Source organism: Dehalogenimonas etheniformans, assembly GCF_014672715.2.
In the GTDB taxonomy this organism is placed as follows: domain Bacteria; phylum Chloroflexota; class Dehalococcoidia; order Dehalococcoidales; family Dehalococcoidaceae; genus Dehalogenimonas; species Dehalogenimonas etheniformans.
Genome location: NZ_CP058566.2, coordinates 887,942 through 908,847 on the forward strand (window position 1 = coordinate 887,942; position 20,906 = coordinate 908,847).

The 20,906-nt window shown below is 52.2% G+C and carries 20 protein-coding genes; 11 read left to right on the plus strand and 9 right to left on the minus strand.

All coding sequences use genetic code 11. The features are described from left to right. Positions 1-122 precede the first annotated feature (122 nt). Genes HX448_RS04515 through HX448_RS04555 form a run of 9 tightly spaced genes read right to left on the minus strand, consistent with a single transcriptional unit; the run spans position 123 to position 7,002 of the window. Positions 123-566 (minus strand): F0F1 ATP synthase subunit epsilon, encoded by a 444-nt coding sequence (locus HX448_RS04515; RefSeq protein ID WP_102330427.1) that lies wholly within the window; start codon positions 564-566, stop codon positions 123-125. Between the two features lie 45 nt (positions 567-611). Continuing rightward, positions 612-2,003, minus strand: coding sequence for a F0F1 ATP synthase subunit beta (gene atpD / locus HX448_RS04520; protein WP_102330426.1), 1,392 nt, complete (start codon positions 2,001-2,003; stop codon positions 612-614). 15 nt (positions 2,004-2,018) lie between these two features. After that, complete coding sequence (atpG, locus tag HX448_RS04525; RefSeq protein WP_102330425.1) at positions 2,019-2,876, minus strand: ATP synthase F1 subunit gamma; 858 nt, start codon at positions 2,874-2,876, stop codon at positions 2,019-2,021. A gap of 18 nt (positions 2,877-2,894) precedes the next feature. Further along, positions 2,895-4,406: a F0F1 ATP synthase subunit alpha gene (gene atpA / locus HX448_RS04530; protein ID WP_102330424.1), complete on the minus strand. Its 1,512-nt coding sequence runs from the start codon at positions 4,404-4,406 to the stop codon at positions 2,895-2,897. Between the two features lie 29 nt (positions 4,407-4,435). Further along, entirely contained in the window at positions 4,436-4,981 is a 546-nt protein-coding gene (locus HX448_RS04535; protein ID WP_102330423.1) for a F0F1 ATP synthase subunit delta, read from the minus strand. A 7-nt stretch (positions 4,982-4,988) separates the two neighbouring features. Continuing rightward, entirely contained in the window at positions 4,989-5,501 is a 513-nt protein-coding gene (atpF, locus tag HX448_RS04540; RefSeq protein WP_102330422.1) for a F0F1 ATP synthase subunit B, read from the minus strand. A gap of 16 nt (positions 5,502-5,517) precedes the next feature. Continuing rightward, a complete protein-coding gene (gene atpE, locus HX448_RS04545; RefSeq protein ID WP_102330421.1) occupies positions 5,518-5,748 on the minus strand; it encodes an ATP synthase F0 subunit C in 231 nt (76 codons plus the stop codon). Positions 5,749-5,781: 33 nt separating this feature from the next. Continuing rightward, complete coding sequence (locus tag HX448_RS04550) at positions 5,782-6,774, minus strand: F0F1 ATP synthase subunit A (RefSeq protein ID WP_102330420.1); 993 nt, start codon at positions 6,772-6,774, stop codon at positions 5,782-5,784. A gap of 18 nt (positions 6,775-6,792) precedes the next feature. Further along, the gene (locus tag HX448_RS04555; RefSeq protein ID WP_102330419.1) at positions 6,793-7,002 is read right to left on the minus strand and encodes an AtpZ/AtpI family protein; all 210 of its coding nucleotides are present in this window, start codon (positions 7,000-7,002) and stop codon (positions 6,793-6,795) included. 179 nt (positions 7,003-7,181) lie between these two features. Between HX448_RS04555 and HX448_RS04560 the strand changes: the two genes are divergently transcribed. The 11 genes from HX448_RS04560 to HX448_RS04610 all read left to right on the plus strand — a co-directional run bounded on the left by HX448_RS04560 (position 7,182) and on the right by HX448_RS04610 (position 20,903). Next, positions 7,182-8,975, plus strand: coding sequence for a formate--tetrahydrofolate ligase (locus tag HX448_RS04560; protein WP_102330559.1), 1,794 nt, complete (start codon positions 7,182-7,184; stop codon positions 8,973-8,975). Between the two features lie 9 nt (positions 8,976-8,984). After that, positions 8,985-10,901 carry an ASKHA domain-containing protein gene (locus tag HX448_RS04565; protein ID WP_102330418.1) on the plus strand — a complete coding sequence of 639 codons (1,917 nt, stop codon included), beginning with the start codon at positions 8,985-8,987 and terminating at the stop codon, positions 10,899-10,901. Further along, on the plus strand, positions 10,898-11,677 hold the full coding sequence (locus tag HX448_RS04570; protein ID WP_102330417.1) for an ATP-binding protein: 780 nt from the start codon (positions 10,898-10,900) through the stop codon (positions 11,675-11,677). The genes HX448_RS04565 and HX448_RS04570 overlap by 4 nt, the downstream gene beginning before the upstream one ends. Further along, entirely contained in the window at positions 11,674-12,561 is an 888-nt protein-coding gene (gene folD / locus HX448_RS04575) for a bifunctional methylenetetrahydrofolate dehydrogenase/methenyltetrahydrofolate cyclohydrolase FolD (protein WP_102330416.1), read from the plus strand. The genes HX448_RS04570 and folD overlap by 4 nt, the downstream gene beginning before the upstream one ends. A gap of 38 nt (positions 12,562-12,599) precedes the next feature. Further along, the gene (locus HX448_RS04580; protein ID WP_102330415.1) at positions 12,600-13,541 is read left to right on the plus strand and encodes an acetyl-CoA decarbonylase/synthase complex subunit delta; all 942 of its coding nucleotides are present in this window, start codon (positions 12,600-12,602) and stop codon (positions 13,539-13,541) included. 31 nt (positions 13,542-13,572) lie between these two features. Continuing rightward, positions 13,573-15,756, plus strand: a complete 2,184-nt coding sequence (gene acsB, locus HX448_RS04585) for an acetyl-CoA decarbonylase/synthase complex subunit alpha/beta (protein WP_102330414.1) — start codon at positions 13,573-13,575, stop codon at positions 15,754-15,756. A 16-nt stretch (positions 15,757-15,772) separates the two neighbouring features. After that, positions 15,773-17,119, plus strand: coding sequence for an acetyl-CoA decarbonylase/synthase complex subunit gamma (gene acsC / locus HX448_RS04590; protein ID WP_102330413.1), 1,347 nt, complete (start codon positions 15,773-15,775; stop codon positions 17,117-17,119). A gap of 49 nt (positions 17,120-17,168) precedes the next feature. Continuing rightward, positions 17,169-17,801 carry a DUF3786 domain-containing protein gene (locus HX448_RS04595; protein WP_162485868.1) on the plus strand — a complete coding sequence of 211 codons (633 nt, stop codon included), beginning with the start codon at positions 17,169-17,171 and terminating at the stop codon, positions 17,799-17,801. Positions 17,802-17,845: 44 nt separating this feature from the next. After that, positions 17,846-18,520, plus strand: coding sequence for a response regulator transcription factor (locus HX448_RS04600; RefSeq protein ID WP_102330411.1), 675 nt, complete (start codon positions 17,846-17,848; stop codon positions 18,518-18,520). A 212-nt stretch (positions 18,521-18,732) separates the two neighbouring features. Further along, the gene (locus HX448_RS04605) at positions 18,733-19,683 is read left to right on the plus strand and encodes a sensor histidine kinase (RefSeq protein WP_226846857.1); all 951 of its coding nucleotides are present in this window, start codon (positions 18,733-18,735) and stop codon (positions 19,681-19,683) included. A 77-nt stretch (positions 19,684-19,760) separates the two neighbouring features. Then, entirely contained in the window at positions 19,761-20,903 is a 1,143-nt protein-coding gene (locus tag HX448_RS04610; protein ID WP_102330409.1) for a (Fe-S)-binding protein, read from the plus strand. Positions 20,904-20,906: the final 3 nt, after the last annotated feature.

Here is a 20,906-nt window from a genome sequence, read left to right on the forward strand (position 1 = left end):
GACTGTTAATTGAAAAGGGTGCGCATGGGTGCACCCTTTTACTTTTATCTGCTTAAACCTAAGATTTCGGCCATAAAAAAGAGCCTTAATTATAATTGAGGCTCTTTTGCTGACATCAATCTTTATGAAGCCGGGGGTGGTCGAAGAGAACCCTTCCTGTGCTTGGCTTTCTCCGCAATGGCAAGGCGGGCCATTGCTCGGTGCAAGGCCGCTTCACTTTCAGCGGCATCGAATCCTGGTTCATATTTCTCAGCCATACGCTGCTCAGCGCGTTTCCGGGCTTCCTCCGCACGGGCAAGGTCAATATCCTCAGCCCGTTCGCAGGTATCAGCCAAGACGATCACTCGATCTGGCCTGACCTCCAAAAAGCCGCCGGCAACACACAAGGAGTATTCTTCTGATCCCTTACGAGCGCGGAGTTCTCCGGTTTTTAGGGCTGTCATCAGGGGCGCGTGCTTCGGCAGGATACCGAGTTCGCCTTCAATTCCCGGAGCAACCACAATGTCAACATCGTCGGAAAAGACGCTCCGTTCCGGGGTTACCACTTCCAGTCTTATCGTTGCCAAATTCCGACTCCGAAACCTTTAATCATTATTCTAGTTCAATTGTCGCTATGCCGCCATTTTGGCTGCGGCTTCGACCGCTTCGTCAATGGTACCGACCATGTAGAAGGCTTGCTCCGGCAGAGCGTCATGTTTGCCTTCTAGGATTTCCTTAAAACCACGGATGGTTTCTGACAGGGAAACATATTTGCCCGGTCGCCCGGTGAAGATCTCGGAAACGAAGAATGGCTGCGTCAGGAAACGCTGGATCTTCCGGGCGCGGGCCACGGTTGCCTTGTCTTCTTCCGAGAGTTCTTCCATACCGAGGATGGCGATGACGTCCTGGAGGTCCTTGTAGCGCTGCAAAACGCGCTGTACTTCCCGGGCGGTACGATAATGCTCTTCACCGACGACAATTGGATCCAGGATGCGGGAGTTTGACGCTAACGGATCGACGGCAGGGAATAAGGCCTGAGCAGCCAGAGAGCGCTCGAGAGCGATAACCGCGTCGAGGTGGCCGAATGTTGCGACGACACCAGGATCAGTGTAGTCATCGGCCGGAACGTAAATGGCTTGGAATGAGGTGATCGAGCCGTCCTTGGTGGTAGTGATGCGCTCCTGAAGAGCGCCCATTTCGGTGGCCAGCGTCGGCTGGTAACCGACGGCGGAGGGCATACGGCCCAGAAGAGCCGACACCTCAACGCCGGCCAGGGTGTACCGGTAGATGTTGTCGATAAAGAGGAGAACGTCCCGATGCTCAACATCGCGGAAGTATTCTGCCATTGTTAGTCCGGTTAAAGCAATTCGCAGACGAACCGCGGGGAGCTCGTTCATCTGGCCAAAGACGAGTGCTGTCTTGGCGATAACGCCGGAGTCCTTCATTTCATGCCACAGGTCATTACCTTCGCGAGACCGTTCGCCGACACCGGCGAATACGGAAAAGCCGCCGTGCTCCGACGCGATGTTGCGGATGAGCTCCTGGATGATAACTGTTTTTCCGACGCCGGCACCGCCGTAGGCGCCGATCTTACCGCCGCGGGCGAAAGGAGTGATCAGGTCGATGACCTTAATGCCTGTTTCCAGCATCTGAGCCGTCGTTTCCTGTTGATCGAAAGGCGGCGCATTCCGATGAATAGGCCAGCGCTCCGTGGTTTTTACCTCACCCTCGCTGTCGAGGGGTTCGCCTAACACGTTAAAGATACGACCAAGTGCGCCTTGTCCGACAGGTACACTGACCGGAGCGCCGGTGTCAACGACCTCGGTGCCTCGGGCCAAGCCATCGGTCGGCATGAACGAGAGGCATCTTACCCAGTTGTTACCAACGTGCGCCTGAACCTCAAGCACAATGCGCTCGCCTTTGTTGTTGATTTCAACGGCATTAAAAAGGGCCGGAAGCTCAGCTGATGGGAATTCGACATCAACCACCGAGCCGATAACCTGTACTACTTTACCTTTGGCCATCAAATCCTCCTAGAGTTATGCCAGCGCTGCCACACCGCCGACGATATCGAGCAATTCTGAAGTAATAGACTCCTGGCGCGCCTTGTTGTATTCGAGTGTAAGTTCGCCGACGAGTTCGTTGGCGTTCTGGGTGGCGTTTCTCATGGCTACCATCCGGGCTGACTGTTCGGACGCTATTGACTCAAGTATCAAATGGTAAACCTTCATCTCGATGTAACGAGGTAACAAAGCGCCTAGGACTCCTGCAGCATCAGGTTCAAAGATATATTCCACATTCTGCTGGGGTGGAATCTGGGCGGGTTCAACCGGTAGTAGTTTGACGATTTCCGGTTTTTGCACCAAAGTCGAGACGAACTGGCTGTAAGCGACATAGACTTCATCGACAGCACCGGATTTAAAATCATCCATGATAATCCGGGAGATCGGTATCGTATCAATGAGGTTTGGTTTATCGCCCAAACCGGTAAACTCGGCCACGATATTCCGTTGTGAGCGCCGCATGAAGTCCAAACCTTTTTTTCCGACGACGACCATTTTCATCGGAGTACTCTTACGTTCGATGGAAAAGGCGAGCGTCGCCCGATTGATATTGCCTACCAGACCGCCTGATAACCCGCGGTCCGGAGAAATATGCAGAATGGCAATCTTTTTCACAGGTCTTTGCTCCAGGAGCGGGTGCCCTGCTTTGCCGCCTGAGCGCGCTGAAAGCGCAGCGATAACAGCAGTGATCTTCTGGCTATAAGGACGACCTGCCAAACCACGATCCTGCGCCTTGCGCATCTTGGAGGCTGCGATCATCTCCATGGCGCGGGTGATCTTGGCGATATTCTTAACGCCGCGGATCCGCAGCCGTATGGCTCTTAGATTAGCCATTTATCGTCTGATCCTTCCTTAGGCCACGAAACTTTTCTTAAATTCAGCCAGAGCGCCCTTGAGAACGGCCTCGATCTCTGGAGTGAAGTTCTTGGTCTCGGCGATAGTCTTGGCAATGTTGGGGTAATTGGCTGATAGGAACTGATAGAGGCTGGTCTCAAATCGAGAGACAGAGGCCACTGCGACGTCATCGAGGAATCCGTTCAAGAGGGCGAAGAAAATGATAACCTGGTTTTCCATAGGTACTGGTCGGTACTGGAGCTGTTTCAGTACTTCAGTGATACGCTGGCCGCGTTCGATCTGAGCACGCGTAGCTTTGTCGAGTTCGGATGTACCGAACTGCGCAAAAGCAGCCAAGGCCTGGTACTGGCTCATTTCCAATTTCAGGCGACCGGCAACCTTTTTCATAGCTTTGGTTTGAGCCGCCGAACCTACACGGGAAACAGAGATACCCACGTTCAGAGCCGGACGGATGCCAGCGTTGAAGAGGTCAGGTTCCAGGTATATCTGCCCGTCAGTAATTGAGATGACGTTGGTGGGGATATAGGCCGAGACGTCCTGCGCCTGAGTTTCGATGATTGGTAAAGCGGTCAGCGAGCCGCCGCCGTTTTCCTTGTTCAACTTGGCGGCACGTTCCAGCAAGCGAGAATGCAGGTAAAATACGTCGCCAGGATAGGCTTCACGGCCTGGCGGGCGGCGTAACAGAAGCGATAGCTGACGGTAAGCCCACGCATGTTTAGTCAGATCGTCATAGACGATTAAGGCTTCCTTGCCGGTGTCCATGAATTCCTCACCCATGGCACAACCGGAGAAAGGTGCTAGATACTGGAAAGCAGCCGGATCGGAAGCAGAGGCGGCTACAACGATGGTATGGGCCATTGCGCCATATTTTTCCAAAGTACCAACGACCTGCGCGATCTTGGAGGTCTTCAAGCCGATGGCTACATAGATGCAGATGAGATCGCCGCCCTTCTGATTGATGATAGTGTCGAGGGCTACTGCCGTTTTGCCGGTTGAGCGGTCGCCGATGATCAGTTCGCGCTGACCTCGTCCGACAGGGATCATCGAATCGATGGCCTTGATGCCTGTCTGCACCGGGGTATCAACGCCCTTACGGGTAACGACATTGGGTGCGACACGTTCGACGGCACGCCTTCGGGAGGTCTTGATCGGTCCTTTGCCATCTACGGGTTGACCAAGGGGATTGACGACGCGGCCAATCATCTCCGGTCCAACCGGGACTTCGACTACCCTGTTGGTGCGCCTGACCTCGTCCCCTTCTTTGATAAGGGTATCTTCGCCTAACAGCACAGCTGCCACTGAGTCCTCTTCCAGGTTTAGGACAATGCCCATAACCCCGTTGGGGAACTCAAGAAGCTCATTGTATTCAGCCGAGGCTAGGCCGTGAATGCGGGCGATGCCGTCGCCAACCTCTATTACTGTTCCGACATCGGTAACCGCTACTTCTGCGCCGAAGCTTTCAATTTGCTCTTTGATGACAGCAACGATATCAAGTCCCTTTTGAGCCATGTTAAAAACTCCTTCTGGAGCCGGCCAGTTTATAGCCTGACCTGGTTAATTTCTCGTTTCAGATTTTCGAGACGGCGAGAAACGCTGCCGTCAATTACTTTATCACCCACCCTAGCTACGATACCGCCAAGGATCGATGGATCTACTTTTGTTGTTATGTCGACATGTTTGCCGAACATGGTACCGAGTTTTTGCCTAACCTCGGCAGTCTCAGTATCGGATAATGGGATTGCGGCTGTTACCTTGGCGTGGGCTATTCCATACAAGTCATCCAGCCGCCGCTGATAGTCGGCAAAAATATCAGGCATCATCGACAAACCACCGCGCTCAACGAGCAAGTACAATAAATTGACCGCCATTGGGTTAACGCCCTTCAGTTTGGGCTCCAGTATCTCGCGTTTGTTGGCGATTGGAACTCTTGGGTTCTCAAGAAAAAAGAGCACGTCCCGATCTTGCACCATGCGGACCAGGGTTTCCATATTGTCACGCCAGGTGTTGAAGTTCTGGTGTTGTGCGGCGGTCTCAAAAACTGCTTGGCCGTACCGCATGGCCTGAGCGTAGGCGCTTTTACCCAAAGTAGCCCTAGTTCTTTCTCAACCCGGCACTCTCTTCGAGGACCTGGTTAATCATTTCGCGATGTGCCGTTTTATCAAGGGATTTTCCGATCACTTTACCGGCAGCGAGAATCGTAAGATCGGCGAACTCCTTGCGTAGTTCGTCAATAACTTCATCTCTTTCACGCCGGATTTCTGCTTTAGCCCGGGCTATGAGGGCCTCAGCTTCAGCCTGAGCTTCTGCTTTAGCTTTTTCCCGAATTTCATCACCGGTTTTGGAGGCGCGCTCGATCACCATTTGGCCTTGTTTCGAGGCTTCAGCGATCTGGACCTTGAAATCCTCTTGGGCCTTCTCCGCCTGGGCTTTAATGATCTCTGCCTGTTCGAGACTGGATTTGACCTTGTTGGACCGCTCATCCAGCATCTTCAGGACAGGCTTATAAGCCACCAGGTACAACAACCCGAATAGGATCAGAAAGTTGACCAGTTGAGCTATGAAAGAGGGCAGATTAATCCCTAGTTCTGAGAGTAGTTCTCCCATTGGTATACCCCCTAACTTAAGCCACGAAGATCAAGACGATAGAAATGACCAGGGCATAAATGGCGACGGCTTCGGTCAGAGCCAGGGCGAACAGGAAGTTGGTGAAAACCAAACCGCGGGCTTCGGGATTGCGGCTAACCGCTTGAACCGCGCCCATGCCCACCAGACCAAGACCTACGCCGGGGCCGATAGCACCCAAACCAATTGCTAAACCTGCTGCCAAGAGTTTCGCTGCTTCCGCGTCCAAGATAATGTCTCCTTTCCTTGAATAGTGATTATTTTAGCTGTGAGAGCTCTCTGTGTGAGGTTCTTCTTCTCCCCCATGGGAAGAAACCGCCATATGAGCAAAGACGAGGGTTAAACCGCCGAATATTAGAGCCTGGATGTAGCCGAAGAACAACTCCAGGCCATAAAATACTGTGGCGAAAACAAACGGTACCAGGAAAGCGATAGATAGGAGGAGGATTTCTCCACCGGTCATGTTGCCAAAAAGACGGAAGGTAAACGAGACCATCCGTATCAGGTAAGATAGGAGTTCGATGAAGCCGATAAAAATGTCCATCAAGCCCATCAGAATGTTGCCAAGACCATCTTTCAAGTGTCCGGTGAACAACTGCTTCACACCGCGTCCGAATTTCTTGAAATTGAAGAAGGTGCTCATGAAGTGCACGAATCCAACGCTCTTGAGCCCCCAATAGGTGACCATGACAAAGGAAATGACCGCTAGCACCAGGGGGAAGTTGATGTCGGTGTTGGCGCCCCGTAGCAGTGGCACGTTGCCGTGTTCTCCCGCAATGAGAATTGAACCATAGCCAGGAATGAGGTTCATCCAGGCATTAGTTATGACGAAAAGGAAGATGGTGGCAACCAGGGGAAAGAATCGCCGGCCGTTTTTCTCGCCGGCAATATCGGTACAAAAATCAAACAGATAGGTAATCACAGATTCAGCGAAGGATTGCAAGCGCCCGGGCACCAGTTTCATCTTCCTGGTGGCAGCCCAGAAGAGCAGCACAACCGTTATCATGGATATCCAAGCGGTTAGCATAGTGTTGGTTATGGCAATACCGCCGATGTGTCCGATGGCCTCAGCCGGGAGTTCCGGCGCCGGTTTATCGACGATCATCCAACTGGGCATATCGGCGCCGATTATTTCTTGTCCTACAGCGCCCGCCAGGAAGCTAACGATACTTAGACCCAGGATGACCAGGAGGATGAGGATGAATGTCCCTTTGGACAATCCGATGATCTTTTTCTTCTGTGCTGTCTCAGGCACTACCGGTCTTCCCTCGTGCTATTTCTTGTTGTCGTACTGGCGCGGCATCAGGCGATAGGCGCCATAAAACGCCACGAACAAACCCAGGAAAAGGCCAATTATCAAGAGCAGAGGCTCGGTGTTCAGCTTACCATCAAGCCAGCGACCCAGGAGAATTCCTCCCAAGATCGTCAGACTGATGTACCAGCCGATTCCGATGAACTGCAGGCCGGTTCGCCATCGGTTCATCCCTGCCTCAAAAACCCGCCAAAGCATAGCAGATGTTCCCACAGGGGTCAAGTCCTAATACTACAAAGTAATTGTCTCAAATCGGGCACAATTGACCGTTATGATTAATCCTGATACTGTGAACCTTGACGAGGCGGCAGGGCCAAATTATACTGGACTATTACTCTTATAAACCCGGCATGTTAATCTGGTGCATTGGAAGGCGCCGAAAGATGCTCGATCCTACCAAACTTCAAGACTGGCAGATTGCCGAAGAAGCCGAAAAGTCGATGAAATCGGTGCACCGATTGGCTTCGGAATGGGGGATCCTTGACAATGAACTGTTGCCTTATGGCCACCATCTCGGCAAGGTCGACTATGCCGCGGTCTTAGACCGCCTAAAAGAACGTCCCGATGGAAAATACATCGATGTCACCGCCATCACGCCCACTCCTCTCGGCGAGGGCAAGAGCACCACGACCATCGGATTGGTCCAGGGTCTGGCAAAAAGGAATGATAAGGTTTCCGGTGCCATCCGCCAGCCTTCGGGCGGGCCGACGTTCAATATCAAGGGATCGGCGGCGGGAGGGGGACTCTCGCAGTGCATACCGCTGACACCTTTTTCACTGGGACTAACCGGCGATATAGACTCGGTAACCAACGCGCACAATCTCGCGATGGTCTCCTTGACGGCCCGTTTACAGCACGAAGCAACCAACAACGACGAGTTTTTGGCCAAACGAAACCTCCGAAGATTGAACATAGATCCGACCAACGTGCCGATGCGTTGGGTGATTGATTTCTGCGCCCAGTCTCTCAGGGATATCATCATAGGCCTTGGCGGCAAGAACGATGGCTACATGATGAGATCCGGATTTGCCATCTCGGTAAGTTCCGAGGTAATGGCTATCCTGGCGATCTTCACCAGTCTTCGTGACCTCCGGGAACGTATCGGCCGCATCGTTGTGGCTTATGACCGGCAGGGCAACCCTATCACCACCCACGATCTTGAAGTAGATGGTGCCATGACTGCGTGGCTCGTCCGGGCGTCAAACCCCAATTTGTTGCAGACTACTGAAGGGCAGCCGGTGATGGTCCATGCCGGGCCGTTTGCCAATATCGCTGTTGGACAGTCTTCCATCGTCGCCGACAGAGTGGCATTGAAATTGTCCGATTATCACGTCACCGAAAGCGGTTTCGGAGCCGATATCGGGTTCGAAAAATTTTGGAATATCAAATGCCGCGTAAGTGGCTTGAGACCCAATTGCGCTGTAATAGTGGCTACGGTCCGTGCATTGAAGATGCACGGCGGCGGGCCCAAGGTAGTCCCGGGGAAGCCGTTGGACGTGACTTACACCCAGTCCGACCCTGCTCTGGTTGAGAGAGGATTAGCGAACCTCCTGGCCCATATCGAGACAGTCAAAGTATCCGGAATCAATCCAGTGGTTTGCATCAATAATTTCCACACCGATTCAGATGAAGAAATCGCAGTAATAAAAGATGCTGTTGAGAATGCCGGAGCCCGCGCTGCTGTATCCAGGCATTGGCTGCTTGGTGGCGAAGGTGCCCTCGAATTGGCCGACGCGGTGATCGATGCCTGCGAAGAGAAAAACGATTTCAGACTGCTGTATGAAGATGCTTTGTCCTTGAGAGCCCGCATTGAAAAGATTGCGACTGAAGTCTATGGGGCCGCCGGAGTCAGCTACACACCTGAGGCCAGGACAAAAGCGGAAGCTATCGAGGCAGACATTTCTAAATCGAACTTTGCCACTTGCATGGTTAAAACTCACCTGAGTCTATCCCACGATCCTACGCTGAAAGGCCGGCCTTCAGGGTGGACTCTTCCGATACGAGATATTCTTGTTTATAATGGGGCCGGATTCATCGTGCCCGTGGCCGGAGACATAAAGCTAATGCCCGGCACCTCTTCAGACCCCGCTTTCCGACGCATTGATGTTGATGTCGAAACAGGGAAGGTCAAGGGTCTCTTTTAACCTTATCACATGAACAAACCGATTAACGTTCGTTTCAACCCCGCAGGCATCTCTATTGGCGCCTTAGAGGGTGACAACCTGCTCGACATCGCCCGGAACGCCGGTGTGGGCATAGCCGCTTCTTGCGGCGGTGACGGTGTTTGCGGCACCTGCAAGGTGCTGATAGAGCGAGGCGCGGTCGACGGTCCGAAGGGATTTGTGCTATGCGAGGAGGACCTGGCGCAAGGAATACGGCTGGCCTGCCAGACCTGGGTTCTTACCGACCTCGTGGTTACAGTGTTACCCGGGGCTCAGGCGCCCGCCTCAATCGGGCATCTCCGGGCCCTTGTCACCCGTGAAGAGATCATGGCAGCTACCGATTGGCGTTTCGCTCCTCCGGTTTTCAAGCTGTATATTGAATTACCTGTCCCAAATCTGCAGGACAATTCAAGCGATCTTACCCGCCTGGAACGGGCTCTCGAATCAAATGGGATTGCCAACCCTTTAATGGGGATTTCCTTTTTAAAAAAGCTACCTGTCGCAGTCAGAGAAAACAATTGGAAGATCACACTGACGGTTTTGAAGGAGCGGCGCGGGCTCAGGTTGACCGATGTGGAGTCAGGGGATACCAGGAATAGTAATTTTGGACTTGCGTTCGATATCGGGACTACCGGGGTCAGGGGCGAGTTATTGGATCTCGTCGAGGGTAAAGTCCTGGCACAAGGAGTGGAATACAACGGTCAGCGAGTTTATGGCGATGACGTTATCAGCCGTGTAAATTATTCCGGAAAAACCGGCGGTTTGGACCAGTTGCAACGGGCCGTCGTAGCAACACTGAACCAACTTATATCCGGCATGATCGGGCACGCAGGAGTCAAACGAAGATCTATTACACACGTGATGATCGGGGCGAATACTACCATGACCCAGTTGCTGCTGGGGCTGGAATCAAAATATCTGAGGCTCGAACCCTATGTGCCTGTCGCTTCCATATTACCAGTCCTTTCCGCCGGCAATATCGGACTTGATCTGGATTGCGATGTACCGGTTTCGACGATTCCTGCGGTTGCCAGCTATGTCGGAGGCGATATAGTGTCCGGCCTTGTAGGTACGGGGATTTTCCAACGTCCCGAAACAGTTCTTTACATCGATATCGGCACCAATGGGGAAATCGTTGTCGGGAACAGAGAGTGGATGGTCTCCGCCTCGTGCTCTGCCGGCCCGGCTTTTGAGGGCGGAGGCATCCGCCATGGGATGCTGGCGACCGCCGGCGCGATTGAATCCTTCAATATCGATGCTAACGGCGCCCCGGTGGTCACCACCATCGGGGGAGATAGACCACGCGGTATTTGCGGCGCCGGTCTTATCAGCGCGGTGGCGAGGCTGTTCCTGAATGGCGTGATAAATCAAAAGGGTAAGTTCAATATTGAAAACGCCAAGTATGTACGAGCCGGTGAAGACGGCGCCGAGTACCTACTGATCTCTGCATTGTCTTCTGCGATCGGCAAAGACATCGTGTTGACGGAAATCGATATCGAGAACCTGATGCGAGCAAAAGGTGCAATGTACGCCGGCTATCAAACATTATTGGATAGCGTAGATCTGACATTCGATGGTTTAGATCGCGTGATTGTCGCCGGTACCTTCGGCACTCACCTCGACATCGAAGATGCGATTACGATTGGCCTGTTACCGGACATCAATCGGAGCAAGTTTGTATTTATCGGCAACGGATCTCTGCTAGGCGCCAGGCTTTCCAGTTTTTCAACCGAACTTATTGAAGCAGGACGCAGTGTAGCCAGCCTGGTGACTAACATTGAACTTTCGGAAAACTCGTCTTTCATGGAGAACTATACGGCTTCAATGTTTTTACCTCACACCGACGTGCGCCTGTTTCCGTCAATCAATCGACAATCAGGTGAGCCAGTTGATGGGGACGCACAATGACTGTCTCTATCGCTATGGCGGGCAAAGGAGGGACGGGCAAAACCTCCATCGCTTGTCTGATTATTCGCTATCTTCTAAGGCATGAAGGCTCGCCAGTGCTGGCGGTTGACGCCGATCCGGCAGCTAACCTCGGGCTAGGACTTGGCCTAAACTTCGGAAATACTATCGGATCTATCCTTGCCGAATATAACGAGAATAAACTCGCAATTCCGGCTGGTTTGTCTAAAGATGCGTTTCTCAATTCAAAATTGAACGAATCCATAATAGAAAGCCAGGGTATCGACTTAATTACGATGGGCCGTGGCGAGGGATCGGGCTGCTATTGTTTTCCCAACAATGTGCTGAAGTCCTTCATAGACAGGCTTTTGCCTAACTACAAGTTCATGGTTATGGACAATGAAGCAGGTCTGGAACATCTGAGCCGGGGTACGACCGAATCGATCGATCATCTCGTTATCGTTTCCAATCATTCGGTTAAGGGTGCGCGTACCGTAGGCACGATAATTCAGTTGATAAGCGAACTGAAACTCGATATCAAACGGAGATGGGTCGTGTTGAACCAGTCGCCTGATAAGGTCGATCCTCTCGTCGAAGCCGAGTTCGCCCGCCTTGGCGTATCGTTAGACGCCAGAATACCAGAAGATCGACTTATCCTGGAATATGACTGGAACCAGAGGTCATTGCTGGATATACCCGAGGGAGCCCTATCGGTAACAGCCGTTGATAAAATGATGAAACTTATTCTTTCGAAAAGATCAAGCGAGGTCCGTGCATGACAGCCAGGATAATCAGCGGTACCGAGATTGCCCAGAAAATTCGCGAAGAGCTCAAAGAAGAGATAGATCTGCTTAAATCCAGGCACGGAATCACACCCGGCCTTGCTACAGTGATAGTCGGCGATGACCCGGCGTCCCAAACTTACGTCAGTTCAAAGATCAAGTCCTGTCAGGCGCTGGGCATTTTTTCGACCAATTATCCATTGCATGAATCCACTTCCGAAAAGGAACTGCTCTACCTCGTGAAGACCCTCAACGACGACCCCACGATTAACGGCATATTGGTGCAGGTGCCTTTGCCCAAACATATTAATGAGAACAAGGTGCTCACAGCCATTCATCCTGATAAAGATGTCGACGGATTTCATCCGGTTAATATCGGACGAATGGTCATCGGCGAGCAAGGGCTGTTGCCCTGTACTCCAGCCGGTATCCAACAAATGTTGATGAGAAGCCATGTCGAAACAAACGGAGCTGAGGTGGTAATCGTCGGAAGATCAAACATCGTAGGCAAGCCGATAGCCAATATGCTCATGCAGAAGGCTGGCGGAGCCAACGCTACGGTGACCGTGTGCCACTCCGCCACCCGTGATATTGCCAGTCATACGCGCCGCGCCGATATCCTTATATCAGCCATCGGGAAACCACGTTTCATCACCGCCGATATGGTCAAACCGGGCGCAACGGTGATCGACGTAGGTACCAACGAGATCGGCAAGACTCCCGCAGGCAAGCGAATCTTGTGTGGCGACGTCGATTTTGATAATGTAAAGACTGTTGCCGGAGCCATCACACCGGTTCCCGGTGGCGTCGGTCCGATGACAATCGTCATTCTGATGGCCAACACGGTCAAAGCCGCCAAGCTTGCCCACGGCTTACAATAGCTCTGGAGCCGATTACCGCCCCCGAACGAGAGGAATTTATGGCCGTCGAAATGCCTAGAATAAACTATTCCGGAACGATCCGTTCAATTCACCTGGGTGATGGGGAAAAAGGCATCACCGTTGGTGGCGAGGTTAGTTACCCGTTTTACTCGTTCGAAGGCGCTTCGCCCAATTTGCCTCGCATAGCCATGGAAGTCTACGATGAGGCCCCATCAGATTGGCCTGAGGCAGCAAAGGCGCCTTTTGTAGATGTGATGGGCAACCCCGTCGCCTGGGCTAAAAAATGCGTTCAAGTCTACGGAGCCGAAATGATCTGTCTGCAGCTGCAGAGCACAGACCCCAACGGCAGCGATAGAGATCCCCGAACGGCAGCCAAGGTCGTCGCTGAAGTCGCTTATGCCATCGACGTTCCCCTTATCGTCTGGGGTACCGCAAATCACGAAAAGGACATCGAGGTGCTGAGAGCGGTCGCCGAACTCGTCCAGGACCGCTGCCTGGCACTGGGACCGGTAGAGGAAGGTGATTACAAAAAGATCGCGGCGGCTGCGATGGCTTACGGTCACACTGTCATTGCATCCAGCCCTATCGACATCAATCTAGCCAAACAGTTGAACATACTGATGGCCAACCTGGGGGTCAAATCCGATAACATGATAATGGACCCGACGGTGAGCGCCATCGGTTACGGGATTGAATATGCCTACTCGGTGATGGAGCGCATCAGGATGGCCGCGCTGACCCAACAAGATGAGAAACTCCAGTTCCCTCTAATCTGCAACATCGCTCGTGAAACCTGGAAATCCAAGGAAGCAAAGATTTCCGAATCCGAAGACCCAAGGCTTGGAGATGCCGAAAAGCGAGGCATAACGCTTGAAGCCATGAGTGCTACCCTGCTTCTGTTGGCTGGCGCGGATATTTTAATTATGAGGCATCCCGAAGCCATTAAACTGGTTAGCGAAATGATCGGTGATCTCAGCTGAGTCGAGACTACGTCTTATCGAGGGAACTCAAATGTCAAACTTGATAGCTTCCGCCACCATTAAAGGCGCCCATAGTCTGGTTGACCGTGCTGAAACAGCCTGGCAAAACACTCTGGCACGTTATGGGACCGGGAAACTAATCGGTTTCCCGAATACTGCTTATTTTCTTCCTGTGATTTATGGAGTCACCGCTCAAAAAGTACAGACGCTGGGCGATGCGGCACAGGTGATCCAACGTTGCCGGGACATTTTACCGGGGTGGATGAATCCTGACGATACCCTATCTTCTCTCGAACCGGTGCTCAATGCCGGGTTGGCAGCCTTGTTTGCCGAAGAAATTATTGAGGCGATCCGATACCTTGAGATGCCTGACTTTTATACTCAGTCGGAAGACCCCCGAGCAGATAACGTCTGGTTGGGAGCCGCCGACGATATTATTTTAAGAAAAAGGGGAGTTGAATTTGTCGACGGCAGTGCTCCGGGTTTTGCCGCAATCCTCGGTGCTGCCCCATCAAATACGGTTGCCGCAAAGATCGCCACCGACCTTCAGCAGAAAAACCTTTATACGTTCATGAGTGCTTCAAGCGGCGGGCGTCGCATGTCTGAACAATTGCTCGAATCCGGCGTCCAGGTCGGTTGGCCGACGAGACTGGTTTCCTTCGGCCCCGACGTATCATCAACCGTATTTGCCATCGGGTTTGCCGTTCGAGTCGCGTTATCTTTCGGAAATATTGTACCGGGTCGCTCAAAGGAATTATTCGAATATTGCAAAAATCGAGTTTATGCTTTTGTAATGGCACTTGGCGACGTCAATGAAGAATGGGTGGCGACTGCAGCCGGGGCTCTCAATTTCGGATTTCCAGTGATCGCCGATACCCCGATACCGGAAATTCCGTTGGCGGTAGTCGCCGATGTCCCCCATGATAAGATCGTCAACCGGGCTATCGACGTTCGCGGGCTGAAGATCGTTGTTAACGAAGTGCCTGTTCCCGTCGCCTACGGCCCTGCCTACGAGGGGGAAAGAGTCAGGGGCGAAGACATTTATCTGGAATGCGGCGGCGGCCGGACCCCGATGGTTGAATGGGTGACTTCAAAGCCGATTGACGATGTCGTTGACGGGCTGGTAACAGTCAACGGGCCCGACGTGAACGAAGTCTCCGCGGGCGCTAAATTACCTCTGGCAATACTGGTCGAGGTCGCCGGAAGACAGATGCAGGACGACTATGAACCTATTCTAGAACGGCAGATACATCATCTGATCAACTACGCTCAGGGCGTCATGCACATCGGCCAAAGGGATATCGCCTGGTTGCGTATCAGCAAAGGTGCGGTAGAAAAAGGGTTCAGGTTGGAGCATATCGGAAAGCTGCTCCATGCCAAATTGCACCAGGATTTCGGCAGGATCTTCGATAAGCTGCAGATCAAAATATATACCAGTGCTGAAGATGTCCTGGCGATCACAGCCAAGGCTAAAGAAGCTTATGCCGCCCGGGATTCCCGTGTGGCGGGCATGACCGATGAGTCAGTCGATACATTTTATTCATGTCTGTTATGTCAATCGTTCGCTCCATCCCACGTCTGTGTCATCAGTCCCGAGCGGACAGGGCTTTGCGGGTCGTACAATTGGATGGATTGCAAGGCTTCTTTTGAGATTAACCCGCTCGGTCCAAACCAGCCGGTACCCAAAGGCCAAACGCTGGAGCCCAGACTGGGGCAGTGGAAGGGGGTCAACGAATTCGTCTTCAAAGCTTCCAGGGGCGCCGTAGACCACTACAACTTTTATAGCATCATTTCGGACCCGATGACCGCCTGCGGCTGCATGGAATGCATTTCCGCAATCCTGCCGCTGTGTAACGGAGTGATGACGGTTAACCGGGAATTTACGGAAATGACGCCGTGCGGGATGAAATTTACCACACTGGCAGGGACAATCGGCGGCGGAGTAACGACGCCGGGTTTCGTGGGGCATTCCAAATATAATATTACCCAGCGGAAATTTCTCGCGGCTGAAGATGGAATCAAACGGCTGGTGTGGATGCCGCGATCTCTGAAAGAGGAGGTCAGCGACCTCTTTAACGAACGGGCAAATGAAATTGGCATTCCTGATTTGCTGAGCAGAATAGCCGATGAGACCATTGGCACGACCGAAGAAGAGATTCTTCCCTTCCTGACCGAGAAAAATCACCCTGCGCTGTCTTTAGACCCCCTGTTGTAACCTAAAGGAGACAATAATGGCCCTTTCCGGGATAGAAATCTTCAAATACCTGCCGAGGACGAACTGCGGAAAATGCGGGGTGCCCACCTGTCTGGCTTTTGCCATGAGTCTCGCTGCCGGTAAGGCGGAATTGAGTGCCTGCGCGTTCATGACCGAGGAATCAAAGATAAAGCTTGAAGCGGCTTCGGCACCGCCGCTTCGTCCGATAACCATTGTCACGGAAAGCAAACCTCTCAAAGTTGGTGGCGAAACCGTCTTGTTCCGGCATGAAAAAAGGTTTGAAAATCCCCCGGGGCTGGCGATTATGATCAGTGATGTCATGCCTGAAGCTGAAATCGATCGCAGGCTAAAAGCGATCAAGTATTATACCTACACCCGCGTCGGCGCCACGCTTCGGCCGGAACTGGTTGCCCTAAAATATGAGTCCGGCAACCCTGAGATTTATGCATCGTTAGCAAAACGAGCGAAAACTGAAACTGACGCTGGCATCCTTCTTATGTGCGAAGAGGTCGATGGTTTCCTGGCGGCCGCGGAGGCATGTTCGGAGAGAAAACCGGTCCTCTGTGCGATTACCGAATCGAAACTCGACCTCCTGGCTCCGGTCGCTATAGATTATGGCTTGCCGGTCGTGGCAAGAAGTAACAGTCTGGACGGATTAGCAGAACTCACCGACCGCCTTGTTAAACTTAACATCAAGGATATCATTCTTGACACCGGCGCGAGAAGCACCAAGCAGGCTTTATTTGATCAGGTGGCTCTGCGGAGATTGGCGCTGTTGAAAAAATTTCGTGCCTTGGGCTATCCGACCATCGTTTTTCCGGGTGAGATGACCGATAACCCGCTGAAAGAGGCTCTTATAGCCTCCGTGATGATGGCGAAGTATGCCGGGATAATCGTGTTATCCGATTTCAAAGGAGAGACGTTATTCCCGTTATTGGTCGCCCGCATGAACCTGTTCAATGACCCTCAGAGGCCTCAGGCGACTGCCGAAGGGATCTATGAAATAAACGGGCCGAATGAAAACTCACCCGTTGCCATCACGTGCAACTTCTCACTGACCTATTTCATCGTCTCCGGCGAAATAGAGAATACCCGGATGCCTGCCCACCTGCTTATCAAGGACACCGAAGGGCTCTCAGTAATGACCGCCTGGGCAGCCGGGAAGTTTGGCGCCGATAATATAGGCGGATTTGTCAAAAAGAGCGGGATTGCCGATCGGATTAAGCACCGCAAGATAATCATCCCCGGGTATATTGCCCAGGAGAGCGGCGGCCTTGAGGAGCAGCTTCCGGGATGGGAGATCATGGTCGGACCTCGAGAAGCAGCCCATCTCCTTTCGTATCTCAAAACGAACTGGAAATAGATATCGCCGTATTAACGCAGCCGAAATGAACCGAGGGCATATGAATCGAATGCCAAATTTACCTTCGCCTCCGGGATACGAAACGGCTTATGCCCAGTCCTATCAGTTGGCTTTTGACAGGCTTGCCGAATCCGACCCGGTGATCCTGTGCCAACGGACCGGCGCCTCGCTGACTCCCGATTCAAAGTTGGAATTGGCCTTTTTGAATACCCAAGTTATTGTTGAAATCAAGCAACGCACACTGGATGCGCCCGGGCACCCCCTTTCGATCACCGATAAATTGCCTATTTTGCATTATCTGGTAACTGCGAGCGGTCGACCAAAAACAGGAAAATCGATCTCGTTTAAAGACCTACCTGAAGGCGCAGGTTATTTCCCCACTTTCTATAAAAGAGCGATCGGACCGGTAGTTCACAAATTCGGCAATGCCCATGGCGATCTTGCTGCCGCTGCCCTGAAATTAGGTGGCAACCCTATTGACCTCGGCGATGTCGGTGTATCGATTCCTGTTTTCCCCAAGATAAGTATCGACTGGATCCTCTGGCGAGGTGATGGCGTTCTACCGCCGGAGGGTTCGATTTTGTTTGACTCCAGTGTTACCGGCTATCTGCCGGTTGAGGACATTGCCGTTTTGTGCCATTCAATTGCCAACAGGTTATGTGAAAACAAAGCTGAATTATAGACAGCGTGGCTTCACCGGAATATAATGATTTAGATCATAACGTTATGGAAAGTACATATAAGATCAAAGTCCTCCTGGCGGATGACCATGTCATCGTCAGGGAAGGCACTAAGGAACTGGTGCAGCGACAGCCCGATATGCAGGTAGTGGCTGAGGCTAGTGACGGTGTCGAAGCGGTAGAATTGGCACGCGTTTACAGACCCGACGTTATCGTGATGGATATTGCTATGCCCAACATGAACGGCATAGAAGCGACCAAACAGATCAAAAAGATCCTGCCCACGACTGCGGTCTTGATACTGACCGCCTACGACAGCGACCAGTATATCATGGCCCTTCTTGAGGCAGGCGCCGCCGGTTATTTATTGAAGAACGTGCGCGGCAATCAGCTGATCGATGCCATAAGGGCGGTGTATTCCGGCGAATCTATCCTCCAACCCTCGACGACAAGGCGTGTCATCGATCACCTAAAAGTAAAAGCGGTGAAATCGGAGGAAGATTCGGCGGCAAACACGCTCACCGAGCGCGAAATGGAAGTATTGAAACTGGCCGCCAAAGGTGTCAGCAATCGCGACATCGCCGAACAACTTTTCGTCAGCAACAGGACCATCCAAACTCATCTTTCGAACATATTCAAGAAGTTGTCAGTTGGCTCGCGGACTGAAGCTATTTTGTACGGCCTGAAAAGGGGCTGGTTTTACATGGAGGAATTGCCGTAAATGCGGTCACTGCCAATACGATGAAATCAATTATTAAACCAGCGAAATCGAGACGTCTTCCTCGTTTTTTGCTTAATTTTCATTTTTGGCTGCTGGTCCTCCTGTTTGTGGGGGGATTTTTTCTTCAATACCCTCATCTCATTCCGTTTATCAACGCAATCGATCCCGATTCCTTTTTGTCACTCACCCGGCATTCTTTCGGAAGGCTCATCATGCTACTGCCGGTGACCTATGCCGCTCTTGTATTCGGTATGCGTTTCGGCTTGTTGGCTTTGTTGATCGCGGTCGGCATCATAATGCCCAACCTATTTCTCTCACAATCCGGACCCACGCAAGACGATATCATCGAGATTATCGGTATCGTAATCATCGGGCTGGTGGTGAATCTCTGGCTCGAGAGTTACGAGACCGATAAAAAACACCGCCAGGTGGCATATTTAAGATTGGAGAACGCGCAGCGCGAATTGCAGCGCATGCAGCAGAATCTGAGGTTCTATCTAAAGCAGATCACTATCGCCCAGGAGGAGGAGCGCCGCCGTATCGCTCAAGAACTTCATGACGAGACCGCCCAGGACCTTATCGCCTTGTCACGTAAAGTAGATGGCTTCATGACAATCCATCCGGCCTTACCTTCTACAGATGAGGCTTATCTTGAGGATATGCACCAGCATATCAACCGTACCTTGAGTGGAGTCCGCCGTTTCAGTCAGGACTTGCGGCCGTCTGTGCTTGATGATCTGGGATTAATCCCGGCGATAGACTGGCTAATTCCGGAATTGGCGAAACATTATAAACTCAAAATCGAACTAAAAATTAACGGGGAACCCAGGCGATTTCCTCCCGAAGCCGAATTGGTCCTCTTCCGGGTCGTTCAGGAATCATTGCGGAATGTAGGAAAGCATGCGATGGCCACGCATGTCTGGGTCACCGTTGATTTTACTCCCGAGACCACGATCTTTACCATCAAGGATAACGGCCGCGGCTTCCACCCTCCCGACAGGATCGGCGATCTGGCAGTAAGCGGCAAATTGGGTCTAACCGGTATGCAGGAACGCGCTCAACTCATTGGTGCCAGACTCTCCATTAAATCGATCCCCGGCCAGGGAACGACAGTTTCTGTGGAACTACCGACGCCGACCGAACACCCGGAGCATACGTACTAACTGGTACCCGTTGCCCCTGTATGTTATAATCCCCCTGAATATGTTGAACGACCGTTCAACATAAGCGGAGGTGACTGTTGGGAACCAAATCACCGTTCCGGGAAGTCGCCGACCTGATCAAGGAAGCCGGCGGCGAGGCTCTCGGACAATGTTATCAATGCGGTACGTGCTCCGCCACGTGCCCCTGGCGAGACTACATCTCATTCTTACCGAGGCGCATGTTCCAGGAAGCACGGCTGGGCCTTACCGATTTTGAATCGGACTCAGTCTGGAGATGCGTCACCTGCAATAAGTGCGTCCAACGTTGTCCCCGGAGCGTCCCGATTCTTGACCTAATGACAGCACTCCGGCGTTCCGTAATCGGCATGGGGATTGCTGAAACGCCCACGGCGCTAGCGGCCACATTACGCAACCTGTCAGCGGTCGGCAACCCGTCTGGAGAACCCGCTGAAGCCCGTAACGCTTGGTCCGAGGGAATGCGTATTAGTCGGTTTACTAGCGCGACCGAATACCTTTTCTTTCCCTGCTGCGTCACATCGTATGATCCAGCAATGAAGAATGTTGCCAGGGCTACGGCGAAGGTTCTATCAGCGGCTGGTGTTGACTTCGGTATACTCGAAGGTGCGGTCTGTTGCGGCGAAAGCGCCCGCAAAGCAGGCGACGAGGCTTTGTTCCAACAACTCGCCGGCAAAAACACGAGCCTCTTTAACGAAAAGGGCGTTCGAAAAATTATAGTAAATTCCCCCCATTGTTTTAATACATTGACGCGTGACTATCCTGAAATTGATGCCCATTTCGAGATTGTGCATACATCGCAACTATTTGCTGAGCTCATTCGCGAAGGACGGATCAAATTAAGCAAGAACGCCGAGAGAACCGTAACTTATCACGACCCTTGCTATCTCGGGCGCCACTCCGGTATTTATGATTTGCCCCGTAACACCATAGCCGATATTGGTGCAAATCTTGTCGAAATTGAACCGGCTAAAGCCGATGCGTTATGTTGCGGCGGCGGGGGTGGGCGCATCTGGATGGATACCCCAAGAGATGAACGCTTCTGCGAAGAAAGATTGAAACAAGCCCTGTTAACTGGTGCTGATACCCTAATCACCGCCTGTCCGTATTGCTTATCGAACTTTAAGGATACCGCCTTAAACCAATCGGTGACCGATCAAATTGCGATAATGGATTTAAGCGAGTTAATCGCCGAGGCTCTCTAAAAT